The sequence below is a fragment of the Sphingobacterium sp. genome, assembly GCF_032065005.1.
GTDB lineage: Bacteria > Bacteroidota > Bacteroidia > Sphingobacteriales > Sphingobacteriaceae > Sphingobacterium.
Map to the genome: position 1 here is coordinate 150,357 of NZ_DAMBMM010000007.1, position 25,867 is coordinate 176,223.

At 41.8% G+C, this 25,867-nt stretch carries 27 protein-coding genes; 20 read left to right on the plus strand and 7 right to left on the minus strand.

Features of this window, described 5'->3' with window-relative positions; genetic code table 11:
* Positions 1–2: 2 nt before the first annotated feature.
* From mnmG to apaG, 3 genes are all read right to left on the minus strand, one after another.
* On the minus strand, positions 3–1,862 hold the full coding sequence (mnmG, locus tag RT138_RS12670; protein WP_313190983.1) for a tRNA uridine-5-carboxymethylaminomethyl(34) synthesis enzyme MnmG: 1,860 nt from the start codon (positions 1,860–1,862) through the stop codon (positions 3–5).
* 61 nt (positions 1,863–1,923) lie between these two features.
* Positions 1,924–3,768, minus strand: a complete 1,845-nt coding sequence (locus tag RT138_RS12675; protein WP_313190984.1) for an ABC-F family ATP-binding cassette domain-containing protein — start codon at positions 3,766–3,768, stop codon at positions 1,924–1,926.
* A gap of 102 nt (positions 3,769–3,870) precedes the next feature.
* Positions 3,871–4,257 carry a Co2+/Mg2+ efflux protein ApaG gene (gene apaG / locus RT138_RS12680; protein ID WP_185212745.1) on the minus strand — a complete coding sequence of 129 codons (387 nt, stop codon included), beginning with the start codon at positions 4,255–4,257 and terminating at the stop codon, positions 3,871–3,873.
* A gap of 229 nt (positions 4,258–4,486) precedes the next feature.
* Between apaG and RT138_RS12685 the strand changes: the two genes are divergently transcribed.
* The 11 genes from RT138_RS12685 (at position 4,487) to RT138_RS12735 (ending at position 15,132) form a co-directional block, all read left to right on the plus strand.
* A complete protein-coding gene (locus RT138_RS12685; protein ID WP_313190985.1) occupies positions 4,487–5,200 on the plus strand; it encodes an SAM-dependent methyltransferase in 714 nt (237 codons plus the stop codon).
* A 19-nt stretch (positions 5,201–5,219) separates the two neighbouring features.
* Positions 5,220–5,969 (plus strand): alpha/beta hydrolase, encoded by a 750-nt coding sequence (locus RT138_RS12690; RefSeq protein ID WP_313190986.1) that lies wholly within the window; start codon positions 5,220–5,222, stop codon positions 5,967–5,969.
* Complete coding sequence (locus RT138_RS12695; RefSeq protein WP_185212742.1) at positions 5,970–6,455, plus strand: hypothetical protein; 486 nt, start codon at positions 5,970–5,972, stop codon at positions 6,453–6,455.
* Positions 6,445–7,542 (plus strand): Nif3-like dinuclear metal center hexameric protein, encoded by a 1,098-nt coding sequence (locus RT138_RS12700; RefSeq protein ID WP_313190987.1) that lies wholly within the window; start codon positions 6,445–6,447, stop codon positions 7,540–7,542. Before RT138_RS12695 ends, RT138_RS12700 begins: the two co-directional genes overlap by 11 nt.
* Positions 7,542–8,279 (plus strand): zinc ribbon domain-containing protein, encoded by a 738-nt coding sequence (locus RT138_RS12705; protein ID WP_093099925.1) that lies wholly within the window; start codon positions 7,542–7,544, stop codon positions 8,277–8,279. The genes RT138_RS12700 and RT138_RS12705 overlap by 1 nt, the downstream gene beginning before the upstream one ends.
* Before the next feature lie 162 nt (positions 8,280–8,441).
* On the plus strand, positions 8,442–11,738 hold the full coding sequence (locus tag RT138_RS12710; RefSeq protein WP_313190988.1) for a PDZ domain-containing protein: 3,297 nt from the start codon (positions 8,442–8,444) through the stop codon (positions 11,736–11,738).
* A 72-nt stretch (positions 11,739–11,810) separates the two neighbouring features.
* Positions 11,811–12,524 (plus strand): DsbA family oxidoreductase, encoded by a 714-nt coding sequence (locus RT138_RS12715; RefSeq protein WP_313190989.1) that lies wholly within the window; start codon positions 11,811–11,813, stop codon positions 12,522–12,524.
* A 6-nt stretch (positions 12,525–12,530) separates the two neighbouring features.
* Positions 12,531–13,472, plus strand: a complete 942-nt coding sequence (locus RT138_RS12720; RefSeq protein WP_313190990.1) for a CPBP family intramembrane glutamic endopeptidase — start codon at positions 12,531–12,533, stop codon at positions 13,470–13,472.
* Positions 13,453–13,665: a putative signal transducing protein gene (locus tag RT138_RS12725; protein WP_313190991.1), complete on the plus strand. Its 213-nt coding sequence runs from the start codon at positions 13,453–13,455 to the stop codon at positions 13,663–13,665. Before RT138_RS12720 ends, RT138_RS12725 begins: the two co-directional genes overlap by 20 nt.
* A complete protein-coding gene (locus tag RT138_RS12730) occupies positions 13,666–14,463 on the plus strand; it encodes a phosphatidate cytidylyltransferase (protein WP_313190992.1) in 798 nt (265 codons plus the stop codon).
* Positions 14,464–14,469: 6 nt separating this feature from the next.
* Positions 14,470–15,132, plus strand: a complete 663-nt coding sequence (locus tag RT138_RS12735; RefSeq protein WP_313190993.1) for a DUF2461 domain-containing protein — start codon at positions 14,470–14,472, stop codon at positions 15,130–15,132.
* Here RT138_RS12735 and RT138_RS12740 read toward each other — a convergent pair.
* On the minus strand, positions 15,126–16,319 hold the full coding sequence (locus RT138_RS12740) for an anhydro-N-acetylmuramic acid kinase (protein WP_313190994.1): 1,194 nt from the start codon (positions 16,317–16,319) through the stop codon (positions 15,126–15,128). The genes RT138_RS12735 and RT138_RS12740 overlap by 7 nt on opposite strands.
* A gap of 73 nt (positions 16,320–16,392) precedes the next feature.
* Here RT138_RS12740 and gcvH point away from each other — a divergent pair, with 73 nt between their 5' ends.
* Complete coding sequence (gcvH, locus tag RT138_RS12745; protein WP_093099913.1) at positions 16,393–16,773, plus strand: glycine cleavage system protein GcvH; 381 nt, start codon at positions 16,393–16,395, stop codon at positions 16,771–16,773.
* Positions 16,774–16,841: 68 nt separating this feature from the next.
* Here the strand turns inward: gcvH and RT138_RS12750 are convergent, their stop codons facing one another.
* The 3 genes from RT138_RS12750 to mqnB all read right to left on the minus strand — a co-directional run bounded on the left by RT138_RS12750 (position 16,842) and on the right by mqnB (position 19,437).
* Positions 16,842–17,576: a DUF6263 family protein gene (locus RT138_RS12750; RefSeq protein ID WP_313190995.1), complete on the minus strand. Its 735-nt coding sequence runs from the start codon at positions 17,574–17,576 to the stop codon at positions 16,842–16,844.
* 122 nt (positions 17,577–17,698) lie between these two features.
* Entirely contained in the window at positions 17,699–18,685 is a 987-nt protein-coding gene (locus tag RT138_RS12755; RefSeq protein WP_093099909.1) for a pyruvate dehydrogenase complex E1 component subunit beta, read from the minus strand.
* Between the two features lie 110 nt (positions 18,686–18,795).
* Positions 18,796–19,437: a futalosine hydrolase gene (gene mqnB / locus RT138_RS12760; RefSeq protein WP_313190996.1), complete on the minus strand. Its 642-nt coding sequence runs from the start codon at positions 19,435–19,437 to the stop codon at positions 18,796–18,798.
* Positions 19,438–19,488: 51 nt separating this feature from the next.
* Between mqnB and RT138_RS12765 the strand changes: the two genes are divergently transcribed.
* The 8 genes from RT138_RS12765 (at position 19,489) to RT138_RS12800 (ending at position 25,835) form a co-directional block, all read left to right on the plus strand.
* The gene (locus RT138_RS12765; RefSeq protein WP_313190997.1) at positions 19,489–19,902 is read left to right on the plus strand and encodes a 6-carboxytetrahydropterin synthase; all 414 of its coding nucleotides are present in this window, start codon (positions 19,489–19,491) and stop codon (positions 19,900–19,902) included.
* Between the two features lie 23 nt (positions 19,903–19,925).
* Positions 19,926–20,558: a GTP cyclohydrolase I FolE gene (gene folE, locus RT138_RS12770; RefSeq protein WP_185212730.1), complete on the plus strand. Its 633-nt coding sequence runs from the start codon at positions 19,926–19,928 to the stop codon at positions 20,556–20,558.
* Between the two features lie 450 nt (positions 20,559–21,008).
* The gene (locus RT138_RS12775) at positions 21,009–21,650 is read left to right on the plus strand and encodes an O-methyltransferase (protein WP_313190998.1); all 642 of its coding nucleotides are present in this window, start codon (positions 21,009–21,011) and stop codon (positions 21,648–21,650) included.
* Between the two features lie 15 nt (positions 21,651–21,665).
* The gene (locus tag RT138_RS12780) at positions 21,666–22,172 is read left to right on the plus strand and encodes a glucosaminidase domain-containing protein (protein ID WP_313190999.1); all 507 of its coding nucleotides are present in this window, start codon (positions 21,666–21,668) and stop codon (positions 22,170–22,172) included.
* 18 nt (positions 22,173–22,190) lie between these two features.
* Positions 22,191–23,030, plus strand: a complete 840-nt coding sequence (locus tag RT138_RS12785) for a glucosaminidase domain-containing protein (protein WP_313191000.1) — start codon at positions 22,191–22,193, stop codon at positions 23,028–23,030.
* Between the two features lie 66 nt (positions 23,031–23,096).
* The gene (locus tag RT138_RS12790; RefSeq protein WP_313191001.1) at positions 23,097–23,858 is read left to right on the plus strand and encodes a hypothetical protein; all 762 of its coding nucleotides are present in this window, start codon (positions 23,097–23,099) and stop codon (positions 23,856–23,858) included.
* 1 nt (position 23,859) lies between these two features.
* Entirely contained in the window at positions 23,860–24,903 is a 1,044-nt protein-coding gene (locus tag RT138_RS12795) for a DUF3078 domain-containing protein (RefSeq protein ID WP_313191002.1), read from the plus strand.
* Positions 24,904–24,908: 5 nt separating this feature from the next.
* Positions 24,909–25,835: an N-acetylmuramoyl-L-alanine amidase gene (locus tag RT138_RS12800; protein ID WP_313191003.1), complete on the plus strand. Its 927-nt coding sequence runs from the start codon at positions 24,909–24,911 to the stop codon at positions 25,833–25,835.
* The last annotated feature ends 32 nt before the right edge of the window (positions 25,836–25,867 follow it).

Consider the following 25,867-nt stretch of genomic DNA (forward strand, 5'->3'; position numbering starts at 1 on the left):
AATTAACTCATGTGTACCATTAAAACGCTGATATCGGCCGGAGATACACCTGAAATTCTTGAAGCTTGGCCTAAAGTTCTTGGTTTTACCTTCAAGAGTTTTTGGCGGGCTTCAATAGACAGTGAAGTTAATGAATTATAGTCGAAATCAGGATTGATTTCTTTGTCTTCCATTTTCTTCATCTTACTTACGATCTCCATTTCCTTTTCAAAGTAACTATCGTATTTCACTTTGATCTCTGCCTGCTCGATGGTGTCGTCATCAAAATTTGCAATGAAATTTGCAAAGTCCTTATCGGCTTTGATGAGGTCTTCGATTTCAACTTGTGGTCTGCTCAAGATTCCAAAGAGTCTAGATTTTTGTGCAATCGGACTTGAACCTTTTTCTTCCAGGATCGGGTTCATCTCTGAAGTTCCGATAGAATTATTTTTTAGGTAGTCAACGATGTCATCTGAATTCTTGATTTTAGCATTCACCTTTTCAAGTCTCTCATCCGATACCAATCCCAATTTATGTGCCATTGGTGTCAAGCGGATATCGGCATTATCTTGTCTGAGTAGGAGTCTATGTTCAGCTCTTGAGGTGAACATTCTATAAGGCTCATCTGTTCCTTTTGTTACCAAGTCATCGATCAAAACGCCGATATAAGATTCCGATCTTTTTAGGATCAGTTCGTGCTGGTCGTTTATTCTTTGGTGTGCATTGATCCCTGCCACGAATCCTTGTGCAGCCGCTTCTTCATAGCCAGTTGTTCCATTGATTTGGCCGGCAAAGAAAAGGTGTTTTACGGACAGTGTTTCTAGGGTCAAGTCCAATTGCATAGGAGGGAAGTAGTCATACTCGATGGCGTATCCCGGTCTATACATTTTTGCATTTTCAAATCCTGGGATTAATTGCAAAGCTTTTAATTGTACATCTTCTGGCAGGGAGGTCGAGAAACCGTTGACATAGATTTCTACGGTCTTGAATCCTTCAGGCTCTACGAAGATTTGGTGTCTTTCACGTTCTGCAAATCTGTTGATTTTATCTTCAATGGATGGGCAGTAGCGTGGGCCGAGACCTTTGATTCTTCCGGTGAACATCGGTGATTTTTCGAATCCTGTTTTTAGGATTTCGTGTACTGCTGAATTGGTATAGGTAATCCAACAGCATCTTTGTTCTTGTGGAATCTCCACGTCGGTATAGGAAAATCTTCCACGTGAATCATCTCCCCATTGTTCTTCCATCAGGGAGTAATTTAAACTTCTTCCGTCCACACGTGGAGGAGTTCCTGTTTTCATTCTACCTGATTCGAAACCTAAGGATACCAATTGTTCGGTCAGCCCGGTTGCTGCTTTTTCACCGGTACGACCACCACCAAATTTCTTCTCGCCGACATGGATAATACCATTTAGGAAGGTACCATTCGTCAGGACGACAGCATCAGCATCGATGCGGATTCCCATTGAGGTTACTACCCCTTTAGCTCTTCCGTTTTCTACGATGACTTCTTTGACGGTATCTTGCCACATATCCAGATTGGGAATGGACTCCAATTGAAGGCGCCATTCCTCTGCAAATCGCATTCTGTCGTTTTGGGTTCTTGGGCTCCACATCGCTGGACCTTTTGATTTGTTCAGCATGCGGAATTGGATGGTAGACTTATCGGCGATGATTCCGGTGTATCCACCCATGGCATCGATCTCGCGGACGATCTGTCCTTTTGCCACACCGCCGATAGCGGGGTTACAGCTCATCTGGGCAATGACACCCATGTTCATCGTGATGAGTAAAACCGATGAACCTAAATTGGCAGCTGCTGCTGCCGCCTCACATCCGGCATGGCCGGCTCCAACTACAATAACATTATATTTATTAAACATATATCTTTCTCTAGTTTCACGTGAAACTCTTCATCAGTTGATTTTAGTTTCACGTGGAACGCTATATAAACTCTGCTAGTTCCATCCATCTCTCGGTCTTCTTGTCGAGAGTGGTTTTTGTCAGGTCGATCTCCTCGGCTATCTTTTGGAGCTCTACGTGGTCGGTCGTTTTCGACAGACCTTCGGTCAGGTCGTTGACCTTGTTTTCCAGGTCGGCGATTTCTGTTTCCAGTCCTTCGAATTCTTTTTGCTCCTTGAAGCTCAGCTTCTGTTTCTTTTCTTCGGCCTTTGGTTTTTCAATTTTCTTTTCCGGTTTCTTGTTCAGTTCTTCCTGCTCCAATTTGAAGTCGGCATAGTTACCATTATAGATTACGATGTCGCCATTGCCAGGGAAGATAAAGAGCTGTTCGGTCAACTTGTCGATCAAGTAACGGTCGTGCGATACCAATACCAAAACACCTGGGTAATTTTCCAGGAATTCCTCCAGGACATTCAGGGTGTCGATGTCAAGGTCATTGGAGGGCTCATCCAAAATCAAGAAGTTTGGGTTCGCCATCAGGACACGCATCAACTGCAATCTCTTCTTTTCACCTCCGCTCAATTTGCTGACAAAGCCAAATTGCTTCTCGGGTGGGAAGAGGAATTTTGTCAATAGTTGGGAAGCCGTAATGACTTCTCCGTTTTTCATTTCTATATAGTCCGCAACATTCTTTACAATGTCCAGGACTCTTTCGTCCGATTTAAAGGATAGACCTTCTTGTTTGTAATATCCATATTTGGTCGTCTCCCCAACAGAAAGTTTTCCTTCGGTCGGTTGTATACTGCCTGTAATCAAATTGAGAAAAGTGGACTTGCCGCTTCCGTTCTTCCCGGCCAAACCAATGCGGTCTGCCTTCTTGAAAGTATAGGAGAAAGGGGAGAGGATCTTCTTGTTCGGAACGGAGAATCCGGCACCTTCAATTTCCAGGATCTTGTTTCCCTGTCTTGAAATCTGCATGCTCAGTTCTACCTGATCTTTCTTGAGTGGACCCTTGGATTTTTCCTCGAGGTCATAGAAAGATTCGATCCTTGCCTTTGCTTTTGTACCTCGCGCTTGGGGCTGTCTACGCATCCAGTCCAATTCCTTTCGCCATAGGTTTCGGGCCTTGTCAGCCGCTAGGATTTCATTCGATTCCCGTTCGGCTTTCTTCTCCAAGAAGTATGCATAGTTTCCCTTATAGATATAGACCTGACCTTTGTCAAGTTCACGGATCTCGGTACAGATATTATCTAAAAAATAACGGTCGTGGGAAACAAGGAGGACGGTCTTGCTACCGGTGGTCAACAACTTTTCTAACCACTCAATGGTTTCAATATCCAAGTGGTTGGTAGGCTCATCCAGGATATAGATATCGGGTTCATCGATCAGGAGCTTGGCTAGAGCCAAACGTTTCTTCTGACCCCCGCTCAAGGAGTCAATTCGCTGTTCGAAGTTGGTAATCTGGAATCTGCTCAGGATGGTCTTGATGTTGTTTTCATATTCCCAAGCATTGAGAGCAGTCAGTTTTTCAGTGACATCAAGGAATTTTTTAGAGGTAACATCCTCATTTTCAATTAATTCCTCATATTCTTTGATTAACTGTTGTTGTTCGTTGTCTGCGCTGAATATAAAGTCATTGATGGTCTTGAGGTCAGAGAAATCAGGATCTTGGGGAAGATAGCCTACCCTTAAACCTTTTTCTTTCACAACCTTACCTTTATTAGGAATGACAAGCTCTGCCAATATTTTCAATAAAGTTGATTTTCCTGTTCCGTTGATTCCCACCAATGCTACTCGATCTCCCTTCTGTAAGGCAAAATGAAGATCGGTAAAAAGCCACTTATCGTTATAAGAATGGCTAACTTGTTCTGTGCTTAAAATACTCACCTGATATCTTGACGTAATTATCCAAGCACAAAATTATTAAATATTTGTTACTACTTAACTTTTAATATGAAAAGTATACAGTTAGTTGACCTAGATATCGGTCTAGTTGAGACGGTAGTTAGCGATTAGATTGAATCTTGGGATATGTACATGGAAGATGGAGTTGTCCATTTCACGTATCATCTCGTAATATCCTTCCATAAAGCCCATGTCACTTTTTAAATTACATCCTGAAACATATTGGTGCATTTCCCCGGGTGCGAGTATGGGTTGTTCCCCAACCACTCCATCACCATCAACCTGCTTGTTCAGGCCAATAGAATCATAAATATTCCAATGACGACGCACCAATTGAACGGTGTATTCACTCAGATTCTCAATGGTAATCCGGTAGGCGAACATGAAGTGCTCGTTTTCCGGATTTGAGTATTCTGATTGATACGTCGACTCAACCGATATCTTAACTCCTGAAGTTGTTTGTGTTGTCATAGTCAACCAAATATATATATTCTGATCATTTACACAAAAATAACCTAATTATGCTTTACCTAAATTACAATTATTAGACAAAAATAACTCATAAGTGTTTGAATTAAAGTAACAAACAAAATAGCTTTTTGAAAAAATGTAAGAAAAAATTTCACCATTGTAATTACATAAATAACGATGGAGTCTGTAAATCTGTATAAATTAATCAGCAAATGATTAGGTTTGTAGCATGGCAAAAGGCAATTTATATCTTCTACCTGTTCCCTTAGCTGAACACGCCGACCGCGCATCCTATACGCTGTTGCATCTGGACATCATCAATCATATCAAAGAATATGTGGTGGAGAACGAAAAAACGGCAAGAAAGTTCTTAAAGGAAGCTGGCTTGAAGATCCCTCAGAGCGAATTGATCATCCATGATTATGGAAAACATAGCCGAGAGAAGATCAACTATAATCTTGTTTTCAAGGCAGTGGAGCAGGGTGCTGATATCGGTCTTATGTCAGAAGCGGGCTGTCCAGGGGTTGCCGATCCAGGGGCAGATGTTGTTTTTGAAGCCCATAAAAGAGGGATTAAGGTCATTCCATTGGTAGGACCGAGCTCGATCCTTTTGGGATTGATGGCTTCGGGATTTAATGGACAGAATTTTAGCTTTAAAGGCTACCTCCCCATTGATAAAGGTGATAGATCAAAGGCAATCAAGGATTTGGAATTTGTGAGCCATAAGGAAAGGAGTACCCAGATCTTTATCGAAACTCCATTCAGAAACAACCAGATGCTTTCAGAATTATTGAAATCACTTAAACCGCAAACCCTTCTCTGTGTCGCCTGCAATGTAACGGGCAAGGATGAATACATCCGCACCCAAAGTATTGCCGAATGGAAAAATACGACAGTAGATTTACACAAGAAGCCTTGTATATTTTTATTATTTGCTCCATAAAATTGTATTTTTATAGTTCATGAAAAAACTTATCCTAATTTCCTTTCTATTCCTGTGCTTCCCTTTTATTCATTTGAGGGCTCAAGAGGCGACCTATGTCTTGGTACATGGGGCTTGGGGTGGATCTTGGCAGTTTAAGAATACCGCCGAGAAGTTGGAAAAACTAGGAGCTAAGGTCTATCGGGTGAACCTGACTGGATTAGGGGAGAGATACCATCTTGCAAACCCAGAAGTAGATCTGAACACACACATCACCGATGTAATCAATACTATTTTATTTGAAAGATTGGATTCGGTGATATTGATGGGGCATAGTTATGGAGGAATGGTGGTAACAGGGGTGGCAGATAGCATTCCTGAAAGGATAAAGAAAGTTATATACCTTGATGCTTTTGTTCCGGAGGACGGTGAAAGTGTGGCTGCATATTTCAAGGATGAATCCTCGGGTTCATTGTTGAACAGTAAGGATGGTACCTACGTATATCCATCTTGGGTAAAGGATACGACTGCATTCCCTAGGGATGTTCCGCATCCTTTGGCTTCTTTAAAGGAGGTCATCAACCTCAAGAATACCAAGAGATTGCAGATTCCATCAACCTATATCCTGACCTTCGAACCTTCGCAAGGAGGGGCAGAGAGGGACTCCTTCTATTTCTTTTCTACGAGGGCAAGGAAATACAATTGGAAAGTGATAGAAATGGAAGCGGACCATAACCCGCAAATACACAAGTTAGATGATTTGGTCACGATATTAAATAATGAAAAATAGATGAACGACGTACTTTCTCCCGAATTGACAGCCGAAATAGAAAGAATCAGTATCTTTTTTGTAGTCGTTATCCTTATTATTTGGGCACTTTTTGCCAATACGGTGAGGAATACCTTGAAATTGATTTCCAAAGAAAACCAATGTATCCTGCCTAACCAAGCTTGGTTTTTGGTCGTTCCGTTTTTTAATATCTATTGGAATTTTGAAGTGGCCAGAAGGCTTTCCTATTCCCTAAACAATGAATTTTTTGACCGCAAGATAGCCGTAGAGGACAACCCTTCCTTAGGGGCTGGTATGACTTATGCTTGGTCATTTTTGATATATAATTTCCCTTTCCCTCTTTTTTGGAGGATATTGGGGATGATCGTTAGTTTCGTTTATTTCATCACCTATTGGTTTAAGATCAATCAATACCGTGTATTGTTGATGGAACACAACAAGTGGTTGGAAGCGGAAGCAGAGAAAAACAACAGAAATGAGAATTAAAGAGGTAATAGAACATCTGGAGGAATTAGCTCCATTAAATTATCAAGAAAGCTACGATAACTCGGGTTTGATCGTCGGAGACCCCAATCAGGAGCTCAGCAAGGCCCTGATATCATTGGATTGCACCGAAGAGGTCGTTGATGATGCAATTGCCAAAGGCTGCAACCTGATTATTTCTCATCATCCAATCGTGTTTTCCGGACTGAAGAAGTTCACCGGAAGGAACTACGTGGAAAGAGTGGTAATCAAAGCGATCAAGAACAATATTGCTCTATATGCCATCCACACCAACTTAGACAACGTCGTTGGGGGTGTGAGCAGCAAGATGGCCGATAAACTTGGTTTAGAAAACCAGGCTGTCCTTCGTCCAAAGGGAGGTCTTTTAAAGAAACTGGTCGTATATGTTCCTAGGGCAAATGTTGAAGAAGTGAGACAGGCATTATTTGATGCTGGTGCTGGAGCAATTGGTGATTATGATCAATGTAGTTATAATACAGCAGGTTATGGTACTTTTCGTCCATTAGATGGAGCAAATCCCGCTATTGGTAAGGTAGGGGACCAGGAGCGTGTTGAAGAAACAAAGATCGAGGTCATCTATCCGGCTCAAGCGGAGCGGAAGATCTTGGTTTCCATGCTTGCCGCACATCCCTATGAGGAGGTTGCCCATCAAATCTTTAACATTGAGAACTCTTTTTCCTATGTAGGATCAGGAGTAATTGGAAATTTAGAGGAGCCCATGGAGGAGTCTGAATTCTTGGCTTTCCTAAAGGACCGGATGAAGCTGAACGTCATCAGGCATACGAAGACCTTGGGCAAGAAAATAAGCCGAGTAGCGGTTTGTGGTGGTGCTGGGGGCTTTTTGTTAGGAGACGCCAAGCGTTCGGGGGCAGATATCTTCATCACTGCCGATTATAAATACCATGAGTTTTTTGATGCAGAAGGCGAAATAATCATTGCAGATATCGGACATTTTGAGAGTGAGCAATTTACCCAAGAATTATTGTTAGATATAATTCAGAAAAAATTTGCTAACTTTGCTGTCCTATTGACGGAAATAGACACAAATCCAATAAAATACTACAGTTAATGGAACAAACCGTAGAACAAAAACTAAAAGCTTTATGGGCGTGGCAATCAATCGAAACACAGATTGACAAAATTCGCCAAGTACGTGGAGAACTACCTATCGAGGTAGCTGACCTTGAGGATGAAATCGCAGGTCTAGATACACGTATCGAAAAAATTCGTAATGAGCTAGACGAATTAGAAGATTCTATTGTGAAGCGCAAAAACATGATCAAAGATGCGCAGACAGCAATCAAAAAATACGAGACACAACTAAACGAAGTAAAAAATAACCGTGAATACGATGCAATTTCTAAAGAGATTGAAATCCAAGGGTTAGAGATTCAAGTTTGTGAGAAACGTATTCGTGAAGCTGAGTTCGAAATCAAAAACAAAACTGAGGCTTATGAAGCAACAGCGAAGAATGTAGATTTCAGCAAAGGTGAATTGGATGCTAAGAAACAAGAATTGGAAACAATTACGTCGGAGACTCAAAAAGACGAAGACAAATTGGTTACTGAAGTTGAGAAATCCGAGAAAAACATCGACGATCGTCTTCTTAAAGTGATCAAGAAATTACGTAAGTCCTTCCGTAACGGATTGGCAGTGGTATCTATCGAGCGTGATAGCTGTTCAGGTTGTCACAACAAGATTCCACCTCAATTGCAATCGGAAATTCGCCAAAGAAAGAAAATCATTATCTGTGAACACTGCGGTAGGATTTTAGTTGACGAAGAAATTGCATCTGAAGAAGCATAGTCCTTAAAAAACTATATAGCGAACGCCAGCACATTGTGCTGGCGTTTTTTTATTGCCAAACAATTTACCCTCGGTCTTCGAAATATTTTATAGACAGGGGACCATGAGCTCCATATTATCCCTATTAATTCCTATTTTTATCCAACACACCAATTTATCAATATGCTTAAAAATGTTTTTTCCATTCTTGCATTAGCTGTCAGTCAAATCAGCTTTGCACAAAATAGCAATGAGACTTTATTGTTGAGAAATCCAAGCATTAGCCAGAACCACATCAGTTTTGTTTATGGGGGCGATATCTGGATTGCCGATAAGAGCGGTCAGAATGCACGCAGACTTACCGTCAACCCTGCTGTAGAGCAGAACCCCGTTTTTTCTCCAGACGGCTCTAAAATAGCTTTTACGGGAAACTATGACGGGAACACCGATGTGTATGTGATTTCGATACAGGGCGGCGACCCACAGCGCGTCACGAGCCATCCATCTGCAGACGTGCTAAGGGGTTGGTTATCCAACGATGAGGTTTACTTTACGACGCAACGCGAACTGAATTATTCACTTGGAGCAAGATTATACCGCAGTAAAATCAATGGTTCTGTAGATTATCCCTTGTTGATGCCCGAGGCAAATCAGGGATCTCCATCTGCTGATGGGAGATATTGGGCATATATCAAGAACGGGGATCCTACCGAGAGGGATCGCGTGGCATTTAAGCGTTATCGTGGTGGGGGCATGCCTTCGATTTGGATCTTCGATACCCAGAGCCATGATGTACAGATCGTACCGGGCGAGAAATGCAATGACGTTAAACCAATCTGGCTTGGCGACAAGGTTTTCTTCCTGTCGGACCGAGATAAGATTGTTAATGTTTTCAGTTACGACGTCAAATCAAAACAGGTAGAAAAATTAACCAATTTTACTGATTACGATGTTCGCACTTTGCAGGGCAGGGGCAATGAATTGATCTTTGAACAGGCCGGCAAGCTGCACCTACTGAATACTTCCAATAAATCAAGCAACCCAATTTCCATCAACATTAGTGCCGATGCCTTATCCAAGCGTGGACATTATGTGGATATGAAAAAAGATATCCGAAACTTTGAAATATCCTCAACCGGACAAAGGGCACTTTTTGAATCAAGAGGAGAGATCTTCTCGGTGCCTAAGGAAAAAGGTGATGCACGAAATATTTCAAGTTCGCCAGGGTCACATGAGAAGTACCCAGCATGGTCTCCAAACGGTAAATGGATTTCTTACATTTCAGACAAGAACGGTAAATACGAACTGGTCCTACGTGATCAAAAAGGCATGGATGAACCCAATTATATCAGTTTGGGAAGCAGTAATTTCTATTTCCAGCCGACTTGGTCGCCAGATAGCAAGAAATTGTTCTATACAGATTCTCACCTAAATCTATATTATGTGGATATAGACTCTAAGAAAGTCACGAAGGTAGATGATGATTACCTAGGGTCCCATACTGGACGTAATTATAATTATTTCCAATCCAGCTGGTCGCCGGATTCGAAATGGATAGCCTATATCAAGACCCTTAACAATGGTCAGAATGCGGTGTACATGTACAATCTGGATTCTAAGAAAACACAACAGGTTACCGACGGAATGAGCGAAGTTACTCAGCCGATCTTTACTAGAGACGGCAAGTATTTGGTATTCTCAGCGAGTACCAATGTGGGGTTAACCAATTCAGGGTTGCACATGACTGCCTATGACCGTGATACCGAATATTCACCTTATGCTTTTATCCTATCCAGCGATTCCCCTTCCATCTTCAAGAATGAAAGCGATGAGGAAACCGTGAAATCGGAAGGTTCAAAAGAAGAAAAGGACAAAGAAGAAAAAAAGGACAGCAAAAAAGATAAAAAGGATAGCTCCAAAAAAGATGATTCCAAAGAAGAGGAATCCAAGGAAACCATCAAGCCGATCAAGGTTGATTTTGAACAGATCAATAATCGCATCATTGCCCTTTCCATTCCAAAAGGATCTTATGCATTTGATGGATCGGTTGAAAATATGCTAATCTATAAACGCGGAAGCAACATCTATGCTTATGACCTAAAAAAACTGGAAGAGAAAACCATTGTAGAAAATGCGAACGGTTATTCGATCAGCAGCGATGGTAAGCAGATGATCTACAGCAACAAGGACGGGTATTACATCGTGGAGGCGGGTAAGAAGCCGGCAGGAGATGTTGGTAAGCTGAAATTGGACGATATTAAGTTGCGCGTTGAACCATCTCAAGAATGGAACCAGATCTTCAATGAGGTTTGGGCGATGCAAAAGGACTTCTTCTATGTAGAGAATATGCACGGGGCAGATTGGGCAGCCGTGAAGAAGAAGTATGAAAAATTCCTTCCTTATGTCAATCACCGTTCCGACCTGAGCTATCTGTTGAACGAGATGCTAGGGGAGTTGGTCGTAGGCCATAGCTATATCTATCCAGGAGACGAGCCGAGCGCTCCATCTGTGAGCTCAGGTGTATTGGGAGCAGATTTTGTAATCGACAACAATCGTTATAAGATCAAGAAAATCTACAATAGAATGGATTGGAACCCATCTTTCAAAGCCCCGCTTGCCGAACCAGGTTTAGGTGTGAAAGAAGGCATGTACATTCTGGCCGTAAATGGAAAGGAATTGACCGCAGATATGGATATCTATAGCCTATTTGACTTTACCGTTGACAAACAGATTGGCCTAAAGGTGAATGATAAGCCTAGCCTAGCAGGAGCAAAAGACATTACCGTTAAGCCTATTTCATTTGGAAACGAGGTCGCTCTGAGACGTCAGTACTGGGTAGAAAACAACCGCAAAAAGGTCGATTCATTAAGCAATGGACAGATTGCCTATGTCTATATGCCAAATACAGGCAGAGAAGGCTATGTATCATTCAACCGCTATTACTTCTCGCAAATGGACAAAAAAGCCCTATTGCTGGATGAAAGAAATAACGGCGGAGGATCAGTTGCCGATTATGTGATCGATCTATTGTCGAGAGAATTGATTTCAGGCTGGGGAATCCGTGATGGCAAGAGCTTCACTACCCCTGGAAACGGGATCTTTGGTCCTAAAGCTATGATCATCAACGAATTTGCCGGTTCAGGTGGTGATATGATGCCGTACATGTTTAGATTCAAAGGCTTAGGTAAGCTGGTCGGAAGAACCACCATGGGTATTTTGGTCGGTATTTCTGGCTATCCGCAGCTGTTGGATGGTGGAATGGTGACCTCTCCGAACTTCGGAATCTTCGATCTTAACGGAAATTATATCATTGAAAACGAAGGTGTTGCTCCAGATGTATTTGTCGAGCAGATGCCGAAAGAACTTTTACAAGGTAAAGACCCGCAATTGGAAAGAACTGTTCAGATCCTTTTGGAGGAGATGAAAACCTATCCATACAAAGAGCTTAAAAAGCCCGCGGATCCAATCCGGGTAAATTAAAAAATAAAGGAAAGCCAGGGGGTAACTCGTGGCTTTCGTTCTTTTTACTGATTTAAAAGCGTATTTTTGAACATGTTAATAGAAATCTGGTCCGACATTATGTGTCCTTTCTGTTATATCGGAAAGCATCACTTCGAAAAAGCGCTTGATTCATTTATTTTTAAAGATGAGATTAAGGTAGCATATAAGAGTTATCAATTAGACCCAAACTATCATTATCAAGACGGCGATAGCACATATTCCTATCTTAGCCGTTCTAAAGGCATGCCAATGGAGCAGGTCAAGGAGATGACCGGGAATGTGGAGCAGATGGCAAAGAATGCTGGAATCAACATTGATTTTGCAACAAATATTCCAGCCAATACTTTCAAAGCACATGAACTGATTCATTTTGCTGCCACCCAAGGCAAAGGCGCCGAAATGAAAGAACGCCTATTCCAGGCACATTTCTCAGGTGGATTAAATATCGAAAAGGACGAGGAATTAGTATCCCTAGCTGAAGAAATCGGATTGGATAAGAAACAAGCCGAAGAGGCCCTGAACAGCGATCAATATGCTTATGAAGTCAAACAAGACCTTGCCGAGGCACAACAGATCGGTATTCGTGGCGTTCCATTTTTTCTTATTGACCGTAAATATGCGGTATCTGGCGCTCAACCGGTAGATGTTTTCACAGAGGTTCTAGAAAAAAGCTTTTCAGAATGGAAAGAAAAAAATCCACCCATTATTTTCTTTAAAAGTGATGATTCCGCACCGAGCTGTACGGATGATAAATGCGATATTTAATCTGATATGAACGGCCAAATGTTTGAACCTAAAAAGAATTCAGCTTGGATGTCAATGATGATCCTTTTGGGATTAACATTTGCCTGCGCCTTTGTCGTTCAGGTCGTTGTCATTGTTGGCATATTGATCAGTACAGGAGACATCAAGAGCATGCTGGAAGGCGGAGGCAACTCCCTCTTTTCAGAAAACACTTATGTTCTGTACACGATATTGGCTGCAAGTAGCATTTCTACCTTTCTGTTGCCCTCCGTATTCCTACAGATTACCGAGAAAAACCAATATCGTTATTTCCCATCTGAACCTTTCCAGCTTAAGAACTATCTAGTCCTTATCTTCTTGTTTCTGTTGGTCAGCAACCCTGCCATGGAGCTGGTGAGCCGTTGGAACATGGATATGAAATTGCCGGATTTCTTAGAGAAAACGGAAACTTGGATGCGTTCGCAAGAGGATCAAATGAAGGAGTTGACCGAGCGATTGGTCATGGTGGACGGCATCGGCATGTTGATGATGAACTTGCTGGTCATGGCGGTCATTCCGGCCATCGTGGAAGAATATTATTTTAGGGGCGCTTTGCAGAACATCTTAGGTAGGCTCTTTAATAATGTACATGTGGCTATCTGGGTTACGGCGATTATCTTTTCTGCCATCCACGTCCAGTTCTATGGTTTTTTCCCGAGGATGTTATTGGGCTTGATCTTTGGCTATGCCTTTGTGTGGTCCAAGAATATTTGGGTACCGATATTTGCACACTTCCTGAACAATGCCTCGGTGACCATCATAGCATTTGTGTATACGAGAAACGGAAAGACCTATGAAGACCTGCAAAATGCAGATCCCTATACCATACCTTTTTATATCAGCAGCATCATTATAAGTGTTGCCATCGCTTTCTACTTTTATAAGATTTCGAACCAAAAAACTAAATCAAATGAACTCAAATTGGACTAAAATAAAAGTTTACAACCAAGCCTTTGAGGCCGAAATTGTAAAAAATATGCTTATTGAAAACAATATCCCTGCTGTGGTATTAAACAAAAAGGACTCATCCTATCTATTTGGCGTGGTGGAACTGTATGTGGAGCATGAAAATGCCAACAAAGCAATGGAATTGATGGGTTCATTTGGAGACGAAGAAGAATAAATGAAAACAAGAGCTATTACGGGATTTTTCTTTGTGGTTGCATTGGTATGTGCCACGATTTTTAACCAATATGTTTTTGCCATATTCTTCAGTATCGTTGGTATACTTTCAGCAAGGGAGTTTTTCACAATCTGTAAAACAGAAGAAACAAAACCCTTAATGGGCTTAGGGATATTGACGGCAACTGTGCTTGCTGCGCTGTCTTCTGCCTATTTCTTGGGCGTGTTGGAGCTGAAATACCTGATGTTGGCTTTGCCACTCTTTTCCCTGTTGTTTATTTCATCCTTATACCTGAAAAGAGAAAAACCCTTTCATGATATAGCCTATACCGTATTGGGAATTTGGTATGGTACAGTTCCTTTTCTGTTTTTCATAGGACTGGGCTTCTTAAAGGGAGATTTCAATCCCTATATCCCTATGGGATTCCTGATCATACTCTGGTCCAATGATACCGGCGCCTATCTTTCCGGAAGGGCCTTAGGAAGAACAAAACTGTTTGAACGTATTTCTCCGAATAAAACCTGGGAAGGCTTCATCGGTGGGATTATCCTGGCCATGGGGGTGGCATACAGCCTGGAACACTTCTTTGGAGGCTTGTCCAAAATAGAATGGATTTCCATTGCAGCCATTATCGGCATATTTGGAACATTGGGCGACTTGGTCGAATCCATGCTGAAAAGAAGTCTTGGAATCAAGGATTCTGGACAGATATTACCGGGTCACGGCGGCTTTCTAGATCGTTTTGATGGGCTGTTAATTGCCGCACCTTTAGTCTACGTACTGCTTACTTTATTATAGAAGAACATGAAAATAGAAAAGTCAACCTTCGATTTTCTAAACGATCTGAAAGACAACAACAATAGGGAATGGTTTCAAGAACACAAGCCTGAATATGAGGCCGCATTGAAAAATGTCACTGAGTTTATTGAGGGGATTATCATGAACCTATCTGAGCTTGATCCACATATCAACCAGGAGATATCTGCAAAGAAGTGCCTGTTCCGGATCTACAGGGATGTCAGGTTTTCGAAGAATAAAGACCCTTACAAATCATGGTTTGCTGCTGGGATATCTGTTGATGGCAGAAAATTAGCAGGACCAGAATATTATATACATATCGAACCAAACGGTACTTTCATTGCTGTAGGATATTGGCGTCCCGAAAAGCACCATTTGGATGCAGTTAGGCAAGAAATTGACTATAATGCTGAAGAGCTATTCAAAGCTTTGGAAAAAGGCGGCTGGAAAGCAGAAGACATGTCTGCGGAAGACAGGCTGCAGAGACCGCCAGCAGGATATGCCGCCGACAACGAGCATATAGAGCTCCTGAAGCACCGAAGCTTCATTTTGTCGACCAACCTGAGCAGAAAACAAATGGAAGCGCCTAAGGCCTTAGAAACGGTAATCGAGCATTATGCCAGTATGATTCCATTCAAGGAATTCATCCATCAGGCAATCGATCAATAGGGTAGGGAGATCTTACCCATGCAAACTGCAGGGGAATCCTTGATATTGGAAACAGATTGAGGATCTCCCGCCAAGGTTTCATTCGCCAAAACGGCAAACAAACAAGCTTCCTTTGCGTCCGGATCTAAACCAAGGACCTCAAAGGATTCAACCTTCCCAGGGAATTCCTCCTTTAACTGCTCCATCAGCAAAGGATTGTGCAATCCACCACCACTGACATATATCTTCATGTTCTCCAGGCCTTTTGTGGCTTTTTGTATGCCTTTTACCATTGTTTTGGCCGAGAAACTGTTTAGGCTGGCCATAATATCCTCATGACTTAGTTGAGGAGAACCGATCTTTTCCATGGCCTTATCCAGGTAAGCCAGGTTAAACAATTCGGGACCTGTTGTTTTGGGGAATCCAAGGTTCAAGAAGGGTTCGCTTTCCAGCTCATGCAGTAAATCCAGATTGGCCTGACCCTTTTTGGCTTTTTCAGCGTCTTTATCCATCTCAAGCCCGAAATGCTTCTCCATATATTGGTTCATCATCGTGTTTCCTGGACCCAGATCTGTCGCATAGGCCTTTTGTTCTGAACCTAAAGCCGGAAGAAAAGTGAAGTTGGAAATGCCACCGATATTTAATAGGATCCGGTTTTCAGTATCCGAAGAGAACAAAAGGTAATCGCCATACGCCGCTAAAGGGGCTCCTTCGCCAGCAGCAGCAAGGTGTTTTTGACGAAAATCGGACAAGCAGATGATTCCGGTCCTTACCGCCAGGTGGTCCCCATCGCCCAATTGCAGGGTGCTGTTTGGCAAAGAACGATCATGGGTCAATGACTGTGGGGCATGAAATACCGTCTGCCCATGGCTTGCGATGGCATCAATTTCAGAAACCTCCATATCCCATTTCTGGAGGGCCTCCAAAACCAAAGCTGCATGCACCTCCGCGATATAGGGGTTAAGTCCACAAAGAACCTGTTGGTCAATGCTTCGTTGAGCAAATATCTTACGGACCCAAGTCCTGAATTCAGGCTTATAATCCATCGTTTCAAAGGCCAGAAGTTCAATTTTACTATGGTTTCCATTTCCTTGAATTTTGCATAGGGCAATATCCAGCCCATCCAAGGATGTTCCGGACATCAAACCGATGATCAGACGATGGTCTTTCTGCGCTATTTCAGCTAATTTGGCAATGCTAGGGTTCATAGGATAAAAATACAATAACTTTTGTATTCTCCTTTCTTAATCCTATTTTTGGAGAAATACAAATAGAAAAGACATGAATTTTCCTTCAGAATTAAAGTACACCAAAGATCACGAATGGGTTCGTGTAGAAGGTGATGAAGCAGTAATTGGTATTACGGACTTTGCTCAAAGAGAGCTTGGTGATATCGTATTTGTTGACATCAACACCGTGGGTGATGAGGTAGCAGCAAATGAAGTGTTTGGTTCAGTAGAGGCGGTTAAAACTGTTTCTGATCTATTTATGCCAGTTACTTCTACTGTATTATCAGTAAACGATGCAATTGATGCAAACCCAGAATTGGTTAACTCTGATCCTTACGGTGAAGGTTGGATCATCCGTGTTAAATTGAACAATGCTGCTGATGTAGACGGATTGATGTCTGCAGATGACTACAAAGCTGAAGTTAACGCTTAATCTAGCGATAAAACATAAAAAAGGCCGTTTAGCATTGCTAAATGGCCTTTTTTAATGGTATTAATATCTTATTTAAGGACCGTCATCGTTATATCCGAAGTTACTTTTTGTCCTTCTACATCCATTTGCATTTTGATGGTAGCCGATTTGGTAAACAAAGTTTCCGTGTCTGCAATATAGGTACTGCTCATGCTTCCGATCTTGCTGTCTGATTCATTGAACATTTCACCGGTCGTTTCCACTTGGTATCCTTCTGCCGTTTTGCCAACATATTTATTGATCGCTTTGGTCTTGATTCCTTTGTTTGTAGTTTCCGAGGCCCAGGTATCTCCTGGTTTTACCGGTTTATCAGGGTAGGTGGTGGTCATGGCAAAGTTTTCAAAACTGCTATCCGTTCCTTCAACCCCTTCCATACTGATCATTTTTCCTTTGTCGGAGGTGATCATGGTCATTTTCTTGCCTAGTAACTTTTCAAACTGAGCGGCCATCATCGCGGCCATAGGGTCATCCGAAGGTTTTTCAGAATCATAGCTGATGGTCATCATACCCGCATCCATATCCACCTTAATGGCGTCTGTGGTGTTTTCTATGGTATAGTTCGGACTTTCATATTTAGACACATTTATGGTGCTTTTCATTACCATATCCATGATCATGCTCTGTTCTCCTTCAATATCCATTTTCATGTTGGTAACGGATTTAAATGGCTTGTTCAAAGGCATCTTCATAGTAAAATCAACTTCCTGAGCTTTAGTAACTAATGCCGCTGAAGTAAGTAGGAAAAGGATCAGTAATTTTTTCATTCTTTTGAATTTAGTTCTTTAAAAATACTATTTTTTTGCAGAACACAAAGTTTTCAGTGCAGAAACTCTAAAACAAAAAGCCCCGATATTTTCATATCAGGGCTTCCATTATCTTGTATTTCTTATTTTTTGATATAAGAAACTTCTTTTACCGCTTTTACCACTTTCGCAATACTTGGCAATGATGCCTCTACTAAAGTAGGAGCATATCCTAGAGGAACGTCAGCTGAAGTAACACGAATTACTGGAGCATCCAGGTAATCGAATGCATGTTTTTGAACATGGAACGTAATTTCAGAAGAAATTGAAGCCAATGGCCAAGCTTCTTCCACGATTACCAAGCGATTTGTTTTCTTAACAGATTCGATGATGGTAGCGAAGTCGATAGGACGTACTGAACGCAAGTCGATCAATTCCACGCTTACACCGTCTTTCTCCAATTCCTCAACTGCTGGAATAACCACACGAGGAACCATCTTACCGAATGAAACTACAGTAACTGCAGTACCTTCTTTTACCACATTTGCTTTACCGATAGGCAGGTAGTATTCCTCTTCAGGAACCTCGCCTTTATCACCGTACATCTGCTCAGATTCCATGAAAATAACTGGATCTGGATCGATGATCGCTGATTTCAACAATCCTTTAGCGTCGTAAGGGTTTGAAGGAACAACCACTTTCAATCCTGGAGTATTGGCATACCAGTTTTCAAAGTTTTGAGAGTGCTGAGCACCTAACTGACCAGCATTACCGGTAGGACCTCTGAATACGATCGGACAAGAGAACTGACCACCACTCATTTGGTGGATCTTTGCCGCAGCGTTGATAACTTGGTCAATAGCAACCAGTGAGAAGTTGAAAGTCATGAATTCAATGATCGGCTTTAAACCGTTCATCGCCGCACCCACGCCGATACCTGCAAAACCAAGCTCAGCAATTGGAGTGTCAATAACACGTTTTGCACCAAACTCATCAAGCATACCTTGACTTACTTTATATGCACCATTATATTCAGCGACTTCCTCGCCCATTAAAAAGATTGTTTCGTCTTTACGCATTTCTTCGTTCATCGCTTCACGAAGCGCTTCTCTGAATTGTATTTCTCTCATCAGTATTACAGATAGTGAATTTTGTTTAGATACGCAAAAATACTATTATTTCTCGAATTTTCGTAGCGGCATTGTACTATTTTCGATGGAAATGGGTCTACACAATCGATTTACAAAAGGGGTTTTTGATCTTGTAGAGCAATTAGGAAGCGCTGTAGCCAAGAATTCAGCTCATTTAGGGCCAAAGGGATGTTCCAATTTTCTACATTTCTCTTTTCCACTAGGTTGGAAATTGACCGTACTTGGACACAAGGAATCCTTAATTTATTCGCTGCATAGAAAAAAGCAGCCCCTTCCATGCTTTCCAATATGTTCAGGCCATGTTCCTTTTTGATCCTGTCAATGCTGTTTTCAGATCCGTGGGACTTATTGACCGTAATGGCATCCACATAAGGGATTTCATAAAACTCAGCAGGCAACGCTTGCTCGGGCAAGCTTTCTACAAAAACAGATTGGCCAAAGCCCAGGCTATCGATGGGGATAAAATCCTGGTCATTCTCAGCTCCAAATTCAAAAACCTGGTCGGTCTTGATCTTCAGCATAGCCCCTAGTTTATGATAGGGGTTAAATGTTCCGGCAATACCCACGTTGATCAGCAGGTCATAGGATTTTCCCTGAAGGTATTGCCCCAAGGAAAAGGCCGTGGCGACCATACCAACGCCAGTTACCAAATAATCTGTCTTCGTTTCTATAAATGTGGGAATGGATGCGGCTATTTCTAGTTCCGTCGCTGCTACTACGAGAGTTTTCATATATGTGGCTCAAAGTACTAATTTACGGTAATTTACTTTATCTTTGTCATTATGATTTATATAACACGACGCGAACGCTTTAATGCTGCCCACAAGCTCTATCGTGAAGACTGGTCACTGGAGGAGAATGAGCGTGTTTTCGGTAATTGCTCAAACCCAAATTGGCACGGTCATAACTATGACTTATTTGTGACTGTAAAAGGCCTGGTCAATCCTGAAACGGGGTTTTTGATCGACCTGAAGTTGATGAAAGATATTATTACCAGAGAGGTTATTGACAAATTGGACCATAAGAACGTCAATCTGGATGTAGATTTCATGCAAGGAAAAATGGCCTCTACCGAGGTGATTGCCATTGAAATATTCAATATCCTAAAGCCTTTCTTCGAAAAAGAGAAAGTGTTTTTGCATGCAGTCAGACTTCATGAAACCGAAAATAATTATGTCGAGTACTTCGGCGAATAATTCACCTAAAAACCAATCTTAGAATGAGCAAATTTCAACAATTTGAAGAAGAAGAGCAGGACGGTTATTTAAAGATCGACCAATACAACGAAAAGAATGTTGAACGAATTGCAGAACATTATACAGATATTCTTCAGGCCCTGGGTGAAGACCCTAAGCGTGATGGATTGATCAAAACACCTGAACGTGTAGCAAAGGCCCTTCAGTTTTTAACCCATGGATATGATGTGGATGCTGCTGAGCTATTGCGCAGTGCAATGTTCGAAGAAGAGTACAGCCAGATGGTGGTTGTAAAAGATATCGAGGTCTATTCCATGTGTGAGCACCATATGCTTCCTTTCTTTGGAAAGGCCCATATTGCCTACATTCCTAACGGCCATATCGTAGGCTTGAGCAAGATCCCACGTGTTGTGGATGTTTTCGCAAGGAGACTACAGGTACAGGAAAGATTGACCAATGAGATCCGTGACTGTATCCAAGAGACCCTTAAACCAGCGGGTGTTGCCGTTGTGATAGAGTGTAAACATATGTGCATGGCGATGCGCGGCGTGCAGAAACAGAACTCTGTAACCACCACGTCAGCATTTACCGGTGCCTTCCAAAACGATGTGACCCGATCGGAATTCCTGAGGTTGATTACCGCTTCTTTAGGATAAAGGATTTAAAAAGATAAAATTAAGGCCTGGATTTGCGTAATTCAGGCCTTTTTTATGAACAATAAAGCCCTCTTAATTCCAATATCTACCATTTAGGACAGGAGATTTTTTCACGATTACCCCTTGATTTTACTTTGACCTTATTCGAGACATATTCCGAATTTTCCGAATGTGTCTCGAATGAGACCAAGCCCATACCTAGAGCAAACCATTCAACACAAAAAAATTTATCGAATTTCGTTGTGGAAGGTTTGGAACCCAAAAACCAAATAGGTCAAAATAATGACGTAATTTAAATAAAAGTTTAAAAATTTCACTTTTTGTGACTTGCGTTTAAAGGCTTTAAATGCTGTTTGATACGTCTACTGTTACGAACTAAAACGCTGATAATCATTTGTTTGTAAAATATCTCTTGTTTGGATGCGAGGCTAATATTTATCTTTGCGCAGTATGTTTGAAGAGTCTAATCCATTAAACAGCTATCTGGAAGATACTACGGACGAGGAAAATTCGTTGTTAAAAAAGGTCAATAGAGAGACCTATCTGAAGGAGACCATGCCCCACATGTTATCGGGGCATTACCAAGGAAGAGTGCTGTCGATGATCAGCAAGATGGTACATCCGAGGTTGGCTTTGGAAATTGGAACTTTTACAGGATATGCTACCCTGTGTTTAGCAGAGGGATTGGAAGATGAGGGTGTTTTGCATAGCATTGATATCAATGAGGAGCAACAGGAGCGGGTTCAGTCTTATTTTGATGAATCGCCCTATGCAAGTCAGATCAAGTATCATATTGGCGATGCAGCGGAGGTGATCCCAAATATTGAAGGGACTTTTGATCTGGTGTTCATTGATGCCGACAAAAAAAGGAACCTGTACTACTTCAATACATTGATAGACCGAGTGAGGCCCGGAGGGGTGATCTTAGTTGACAATGTGTTATGGAAAGGCAAGGTTTTTGATGAAAACCCCGACAAGCAAACACAGCAAGTAATCGAATTAAATCAAACCTTGGCAGAGGATAAACGGGTTGAAAAACTTATTCTGCCGATTAGAGATGGGCTTTTTGTGCTACGCAAAAAGCAGTGTTAAACTAAAACAAGTTTTATGCTAGAATATTGTAGAAAGATTTTTGTGGTATGTATACTTATCACTCTTTCAACTTTAGGGCTTTATGCTCAAGATTATACGACCAAGTCGTACATTGAGAAACATAGTCCAGCAGCTCAAACGCTAATGCGTGAAACAGGGGTTCCGGCCTCTGTCATCTTAGCAGTAGCAATTCACGAAAGTGCCTATGGCAATAGTAGAATTGCACGCTATCTGAACAACCACTTTGGTATCAAAGGGAAGAACAACAGTAAAAAGATCCGTTCTGCTTATAAAGGATATGGTTCGGTGTTGGATTCTTACCGTGATTTTGTGGGACTTCTCCAAAGAAGAAAGGCTACACAGCCCTTGTTCGACAAACACAATTCAGAAGACTATAAAGGATGGATTAAGGGAATCGCTAGATCTGGATATTCAGAGACCGGTGATTGGTCGAGAAAGGTAATCTCTACGATCGACACTTATGACCTTGAAAAGTACGACGAAAAAATAAATCTTAATTAAGCGAATTTGTCAGATAAGATGAAGAAGTTTTTAGTGGCCAGTTTAATATTGGCCTTATTTTTTGTTTCCTGTGGAACTAAAAGAAACACTACACTGAAGAACCCAAACGGCAGACCGAACAGTTCCGCCAGTTCCAGCTCTTCATCATCTAGCAACAAAGGAACCTCAACAAGTGGTCTTGACTATATCGATCGCTACAAAGGAATCGCCATTGAGGAAATGAACAAATATGGTATTCCTGCCAGCATCAAATTGGCCCAAGCCCTGTTGGAGTCTGGAAACGGCAATAGTTATCTGGCGACCCGTGCCAACAACCACTTTGGAATCAAATGTGGCGGTACTTGGAACGGCAAGTCGGTAAACCGTCCTGATGACACCAACAATGACTGTTTCAGGGTTTACAATGATCCGGAGCAATCTTTCCGTGATCACTCCCAATTTCTTCTCCGAAAACGCTATGAGAACCTTTTCACCTTAAAAAAGGATGATTACAAAGGCTGGGCAAAGGGATTAAAGGCTGCAGGATATGCGACCAACCCTAGGTATCCAGAACTGTTGATCGACCTGATCGAGCGATATAACCTGCAGCAATATGACCGTGCCGAAGCTCCTGTGGAAGTCATTGCCCGCGTGGAAAAGGTCGAAGAGGTGATCGAAGAAAAAGAAGTGGAAGAGCCTCAAGTTCCTGTTGAGGAGATCAAGAAACCGGTAGCCATGCTGATCTATGAGGTTAAGGCGACCGATACCATGTATTCCATTGCCCGAAAATATAATGTAACCGTGGAAACTATCAAACAATTGAATGGCCTGAGCAGCGATGCGGTAACGGTTGGACAGTTATTGGTCGTATCAAAATAGTTACAAGCCCCATTAAAAGATGTTAAATATTAGCAAGCTATTCTTCTAAGACGTAGTTTTATAGGAGTGAAAATTCTTGTCCGTATCTTTATATTATGCTGTATGCTTTCTCCGGCTTTGCTCTATGCACAACAAAGTCTGGAGGGTATCGTATATGACAAGGATAGCAAGCGAAGGCTTGGGGAAGTGCAAATCAGAAACCTAAACACCCAGAAATACATTTATAATGATGCAAGAGGCGAATTTAAGACTTCTGTACATGCTGGGGATGTGTTGGTCTTTAAGAAGATGGGTTATTTTAGCGATACGGTGGTTGTCAATAACCAGAGTGCGCTGATCGTCAATTTGAAGGAGAATGTATCCAACATTGAAACCGTTACGGTCATTGGCCGCAAGAACCCGGATGATGTTTTAAATGAGATAAAAAGAGATTATGGCAAGGCTTTTGAGTTAGCTAAGCCTGGCGAATTGTTTTCGGTGGGAATGACAGGAGCAGGATTGAATATTAATTCGCTCTATGGCATGATCAGCAAGGAGGGGAAAGACGCAAGGAGATTTACCCAGTTTATCGGGAAGCTCCATGAAGAAAACATTATAGACTTTAATTTTACACCGGAATTGGTCCATAGTCTGGTGGGGTTGGAAGGTGATGACTTGAAGGCATTTATGCAGTTATTTAGGCCTACATACGAGTTTGTGTCGACCGCCAACTATTATCAGATGGTAAAATATATAAAAAGTAAATATGAAGTGTTCAAACTACACCCAAATTTACGACCTTTGCGAGAATTGCCAGATATTCAATTAGACGTAAAAAAAGAAAATTAACATGAATATAAAACTTTACCTATTACCTGTTTTCATTTTTATTTTCGGAATCAGTATGATTCAAGCACAGGATTTACGCGATCTACGTGTAAAGCCGGACAGCAGCATTTCGCCGGAAACGGATGGGAAAGCGCTAGGCATTAAAAATATTAATGTGCCTATCCCTAAGTTGGACCTACAGGTCAATTACTGGAAACATTGGACAAGGCTAGGGGTTAACTTTAATCAAGCGGCCTTTTCTGAAAACTGGAAACTGGGTGGTTTGAATTCATTTGCCATAGGTGGTATCCTTTGGCATAAATCGGAGTTCAACAGGAACAACTTCAACTTTGTTTCCGAGGTGGACCTGAAGTATGGTAAGGTAAAGAATGAGGGACAGTTGGCCAAGCCAAACAATGACCGTATTTTCTGGGATAATAAGTTGGCGTATAAGTTGACCAAATCATGGGCGGTCTATTTATCCCTAACCTACGAAACCCAATTTGATAATGCCTTCCATTATGCGATGCAGGATGGTGAAGAGGTGATTACCGGTTTGAAATCATCATTTATGGCACCTGGATATTTTACGGAATCATTCGGTTTGGAGTATAAGCCAGATGATACATTCTCATTGCGTTTCGGTACAGGTACGGCTAGACAGACCTTAATCTTGGATAACCGCTTGAAACCTTATAATGCCTATGATTATTATCAGAAACATGGAAGATACTTCGACCCTAAAGATGTGAGCAAAGGGACCGGACCAATGTTTGGTGTTGAGGAAGGCAAGAACTTCAATAATGAACTGGCTTTTCAGTTAACCGCAAACTTGGATAGGAACCTGACAAAGAACCTGCATTTAAAATCGCGTTATAACCTATTTGCAGACTACGAAGACATTACCGATCCAACCCATCGTTTGGATGCAACCTTAACAGCTAAAGTGACCTCATTGATCAATGTGGCATTGGGTGGTGTTATTTTGTACGATTCTGCATTGGACAACAAGGTTCAGTGGAACCAGATGCTTTCCATGGGGGTAATGCTTAATTTACCAAAATAAGATAGATGATTAAAATTTCAGTGAGACTGATTGCTGCGTTGTGTGGGGTAATGTTCTTGGTTGGTTGTTCTACGGCCAAGAAGTCGAAGGTTTTGCAATCAAATACAGCTGTAATTACTCCTTCGGTAATCGTTGAGAACTCAGCGCCGAAGCTGGATACCCTGAACAAGCCTGCTGAGGTCATTGAACAGGCTAAAGTAGCGCCTGCGCTTTCGGTTAATTCGGAATTGACACCGGAACAGCAAGCATGGAACATGTTTTTGCAAGGGACCAGTAAACAGTATGACTTTGCAAACGCCATCCATTTTGACGTCCGGAAACCCTCTTTTGTGATGATCCATCATACTTCCCAAGCCAATCTGGCCCAAACGATACGTACCTTTCAGCTGGCACATACCAAGGTCAGCAGCCATTATGTGATCGGTCGTGATGGTCGCGTGGTGCAGATGTTGAATGATTATTTGCGTGGTTGGCATGCCGGTCGAGGCAAATGGGGGAGCATTACGGACATGAATTCGGTGTCTATTGGTATTGAACTTGACAACAATGGCTCTGAACCTTTTCCAGACGCCCAAATAAACTCCCTGTTGGTCTTATTGGATACCCTCAAGACGAAATATAGTATTCCTCAAAAAAACTTCATAGGACATGCTGATTTCGCGCCAGGAAGAAAAGATGACCCGAATGTATTCTTCCCTTGGCAGCTTTTGGCCGAACGAGGATTTGGAATTTGGTACAATCCTAATTATTTAATGGCTCCACCTTCCAACTTTAATCCCATCGATGCCCTTAAGCTCATGGGTTATGACCTGACCAACCAAGATGCGGCCATTAAGTCCTTTAAACGAAAGTTCGTGAAATCTGATCTTTCGCCGATCTTGAATGATCGGGACCGAGGGATCTTATATGATCTTTACCGAAAGTATTATTAGAAGATTTATTAAATGATAATTGCTGGTTTACG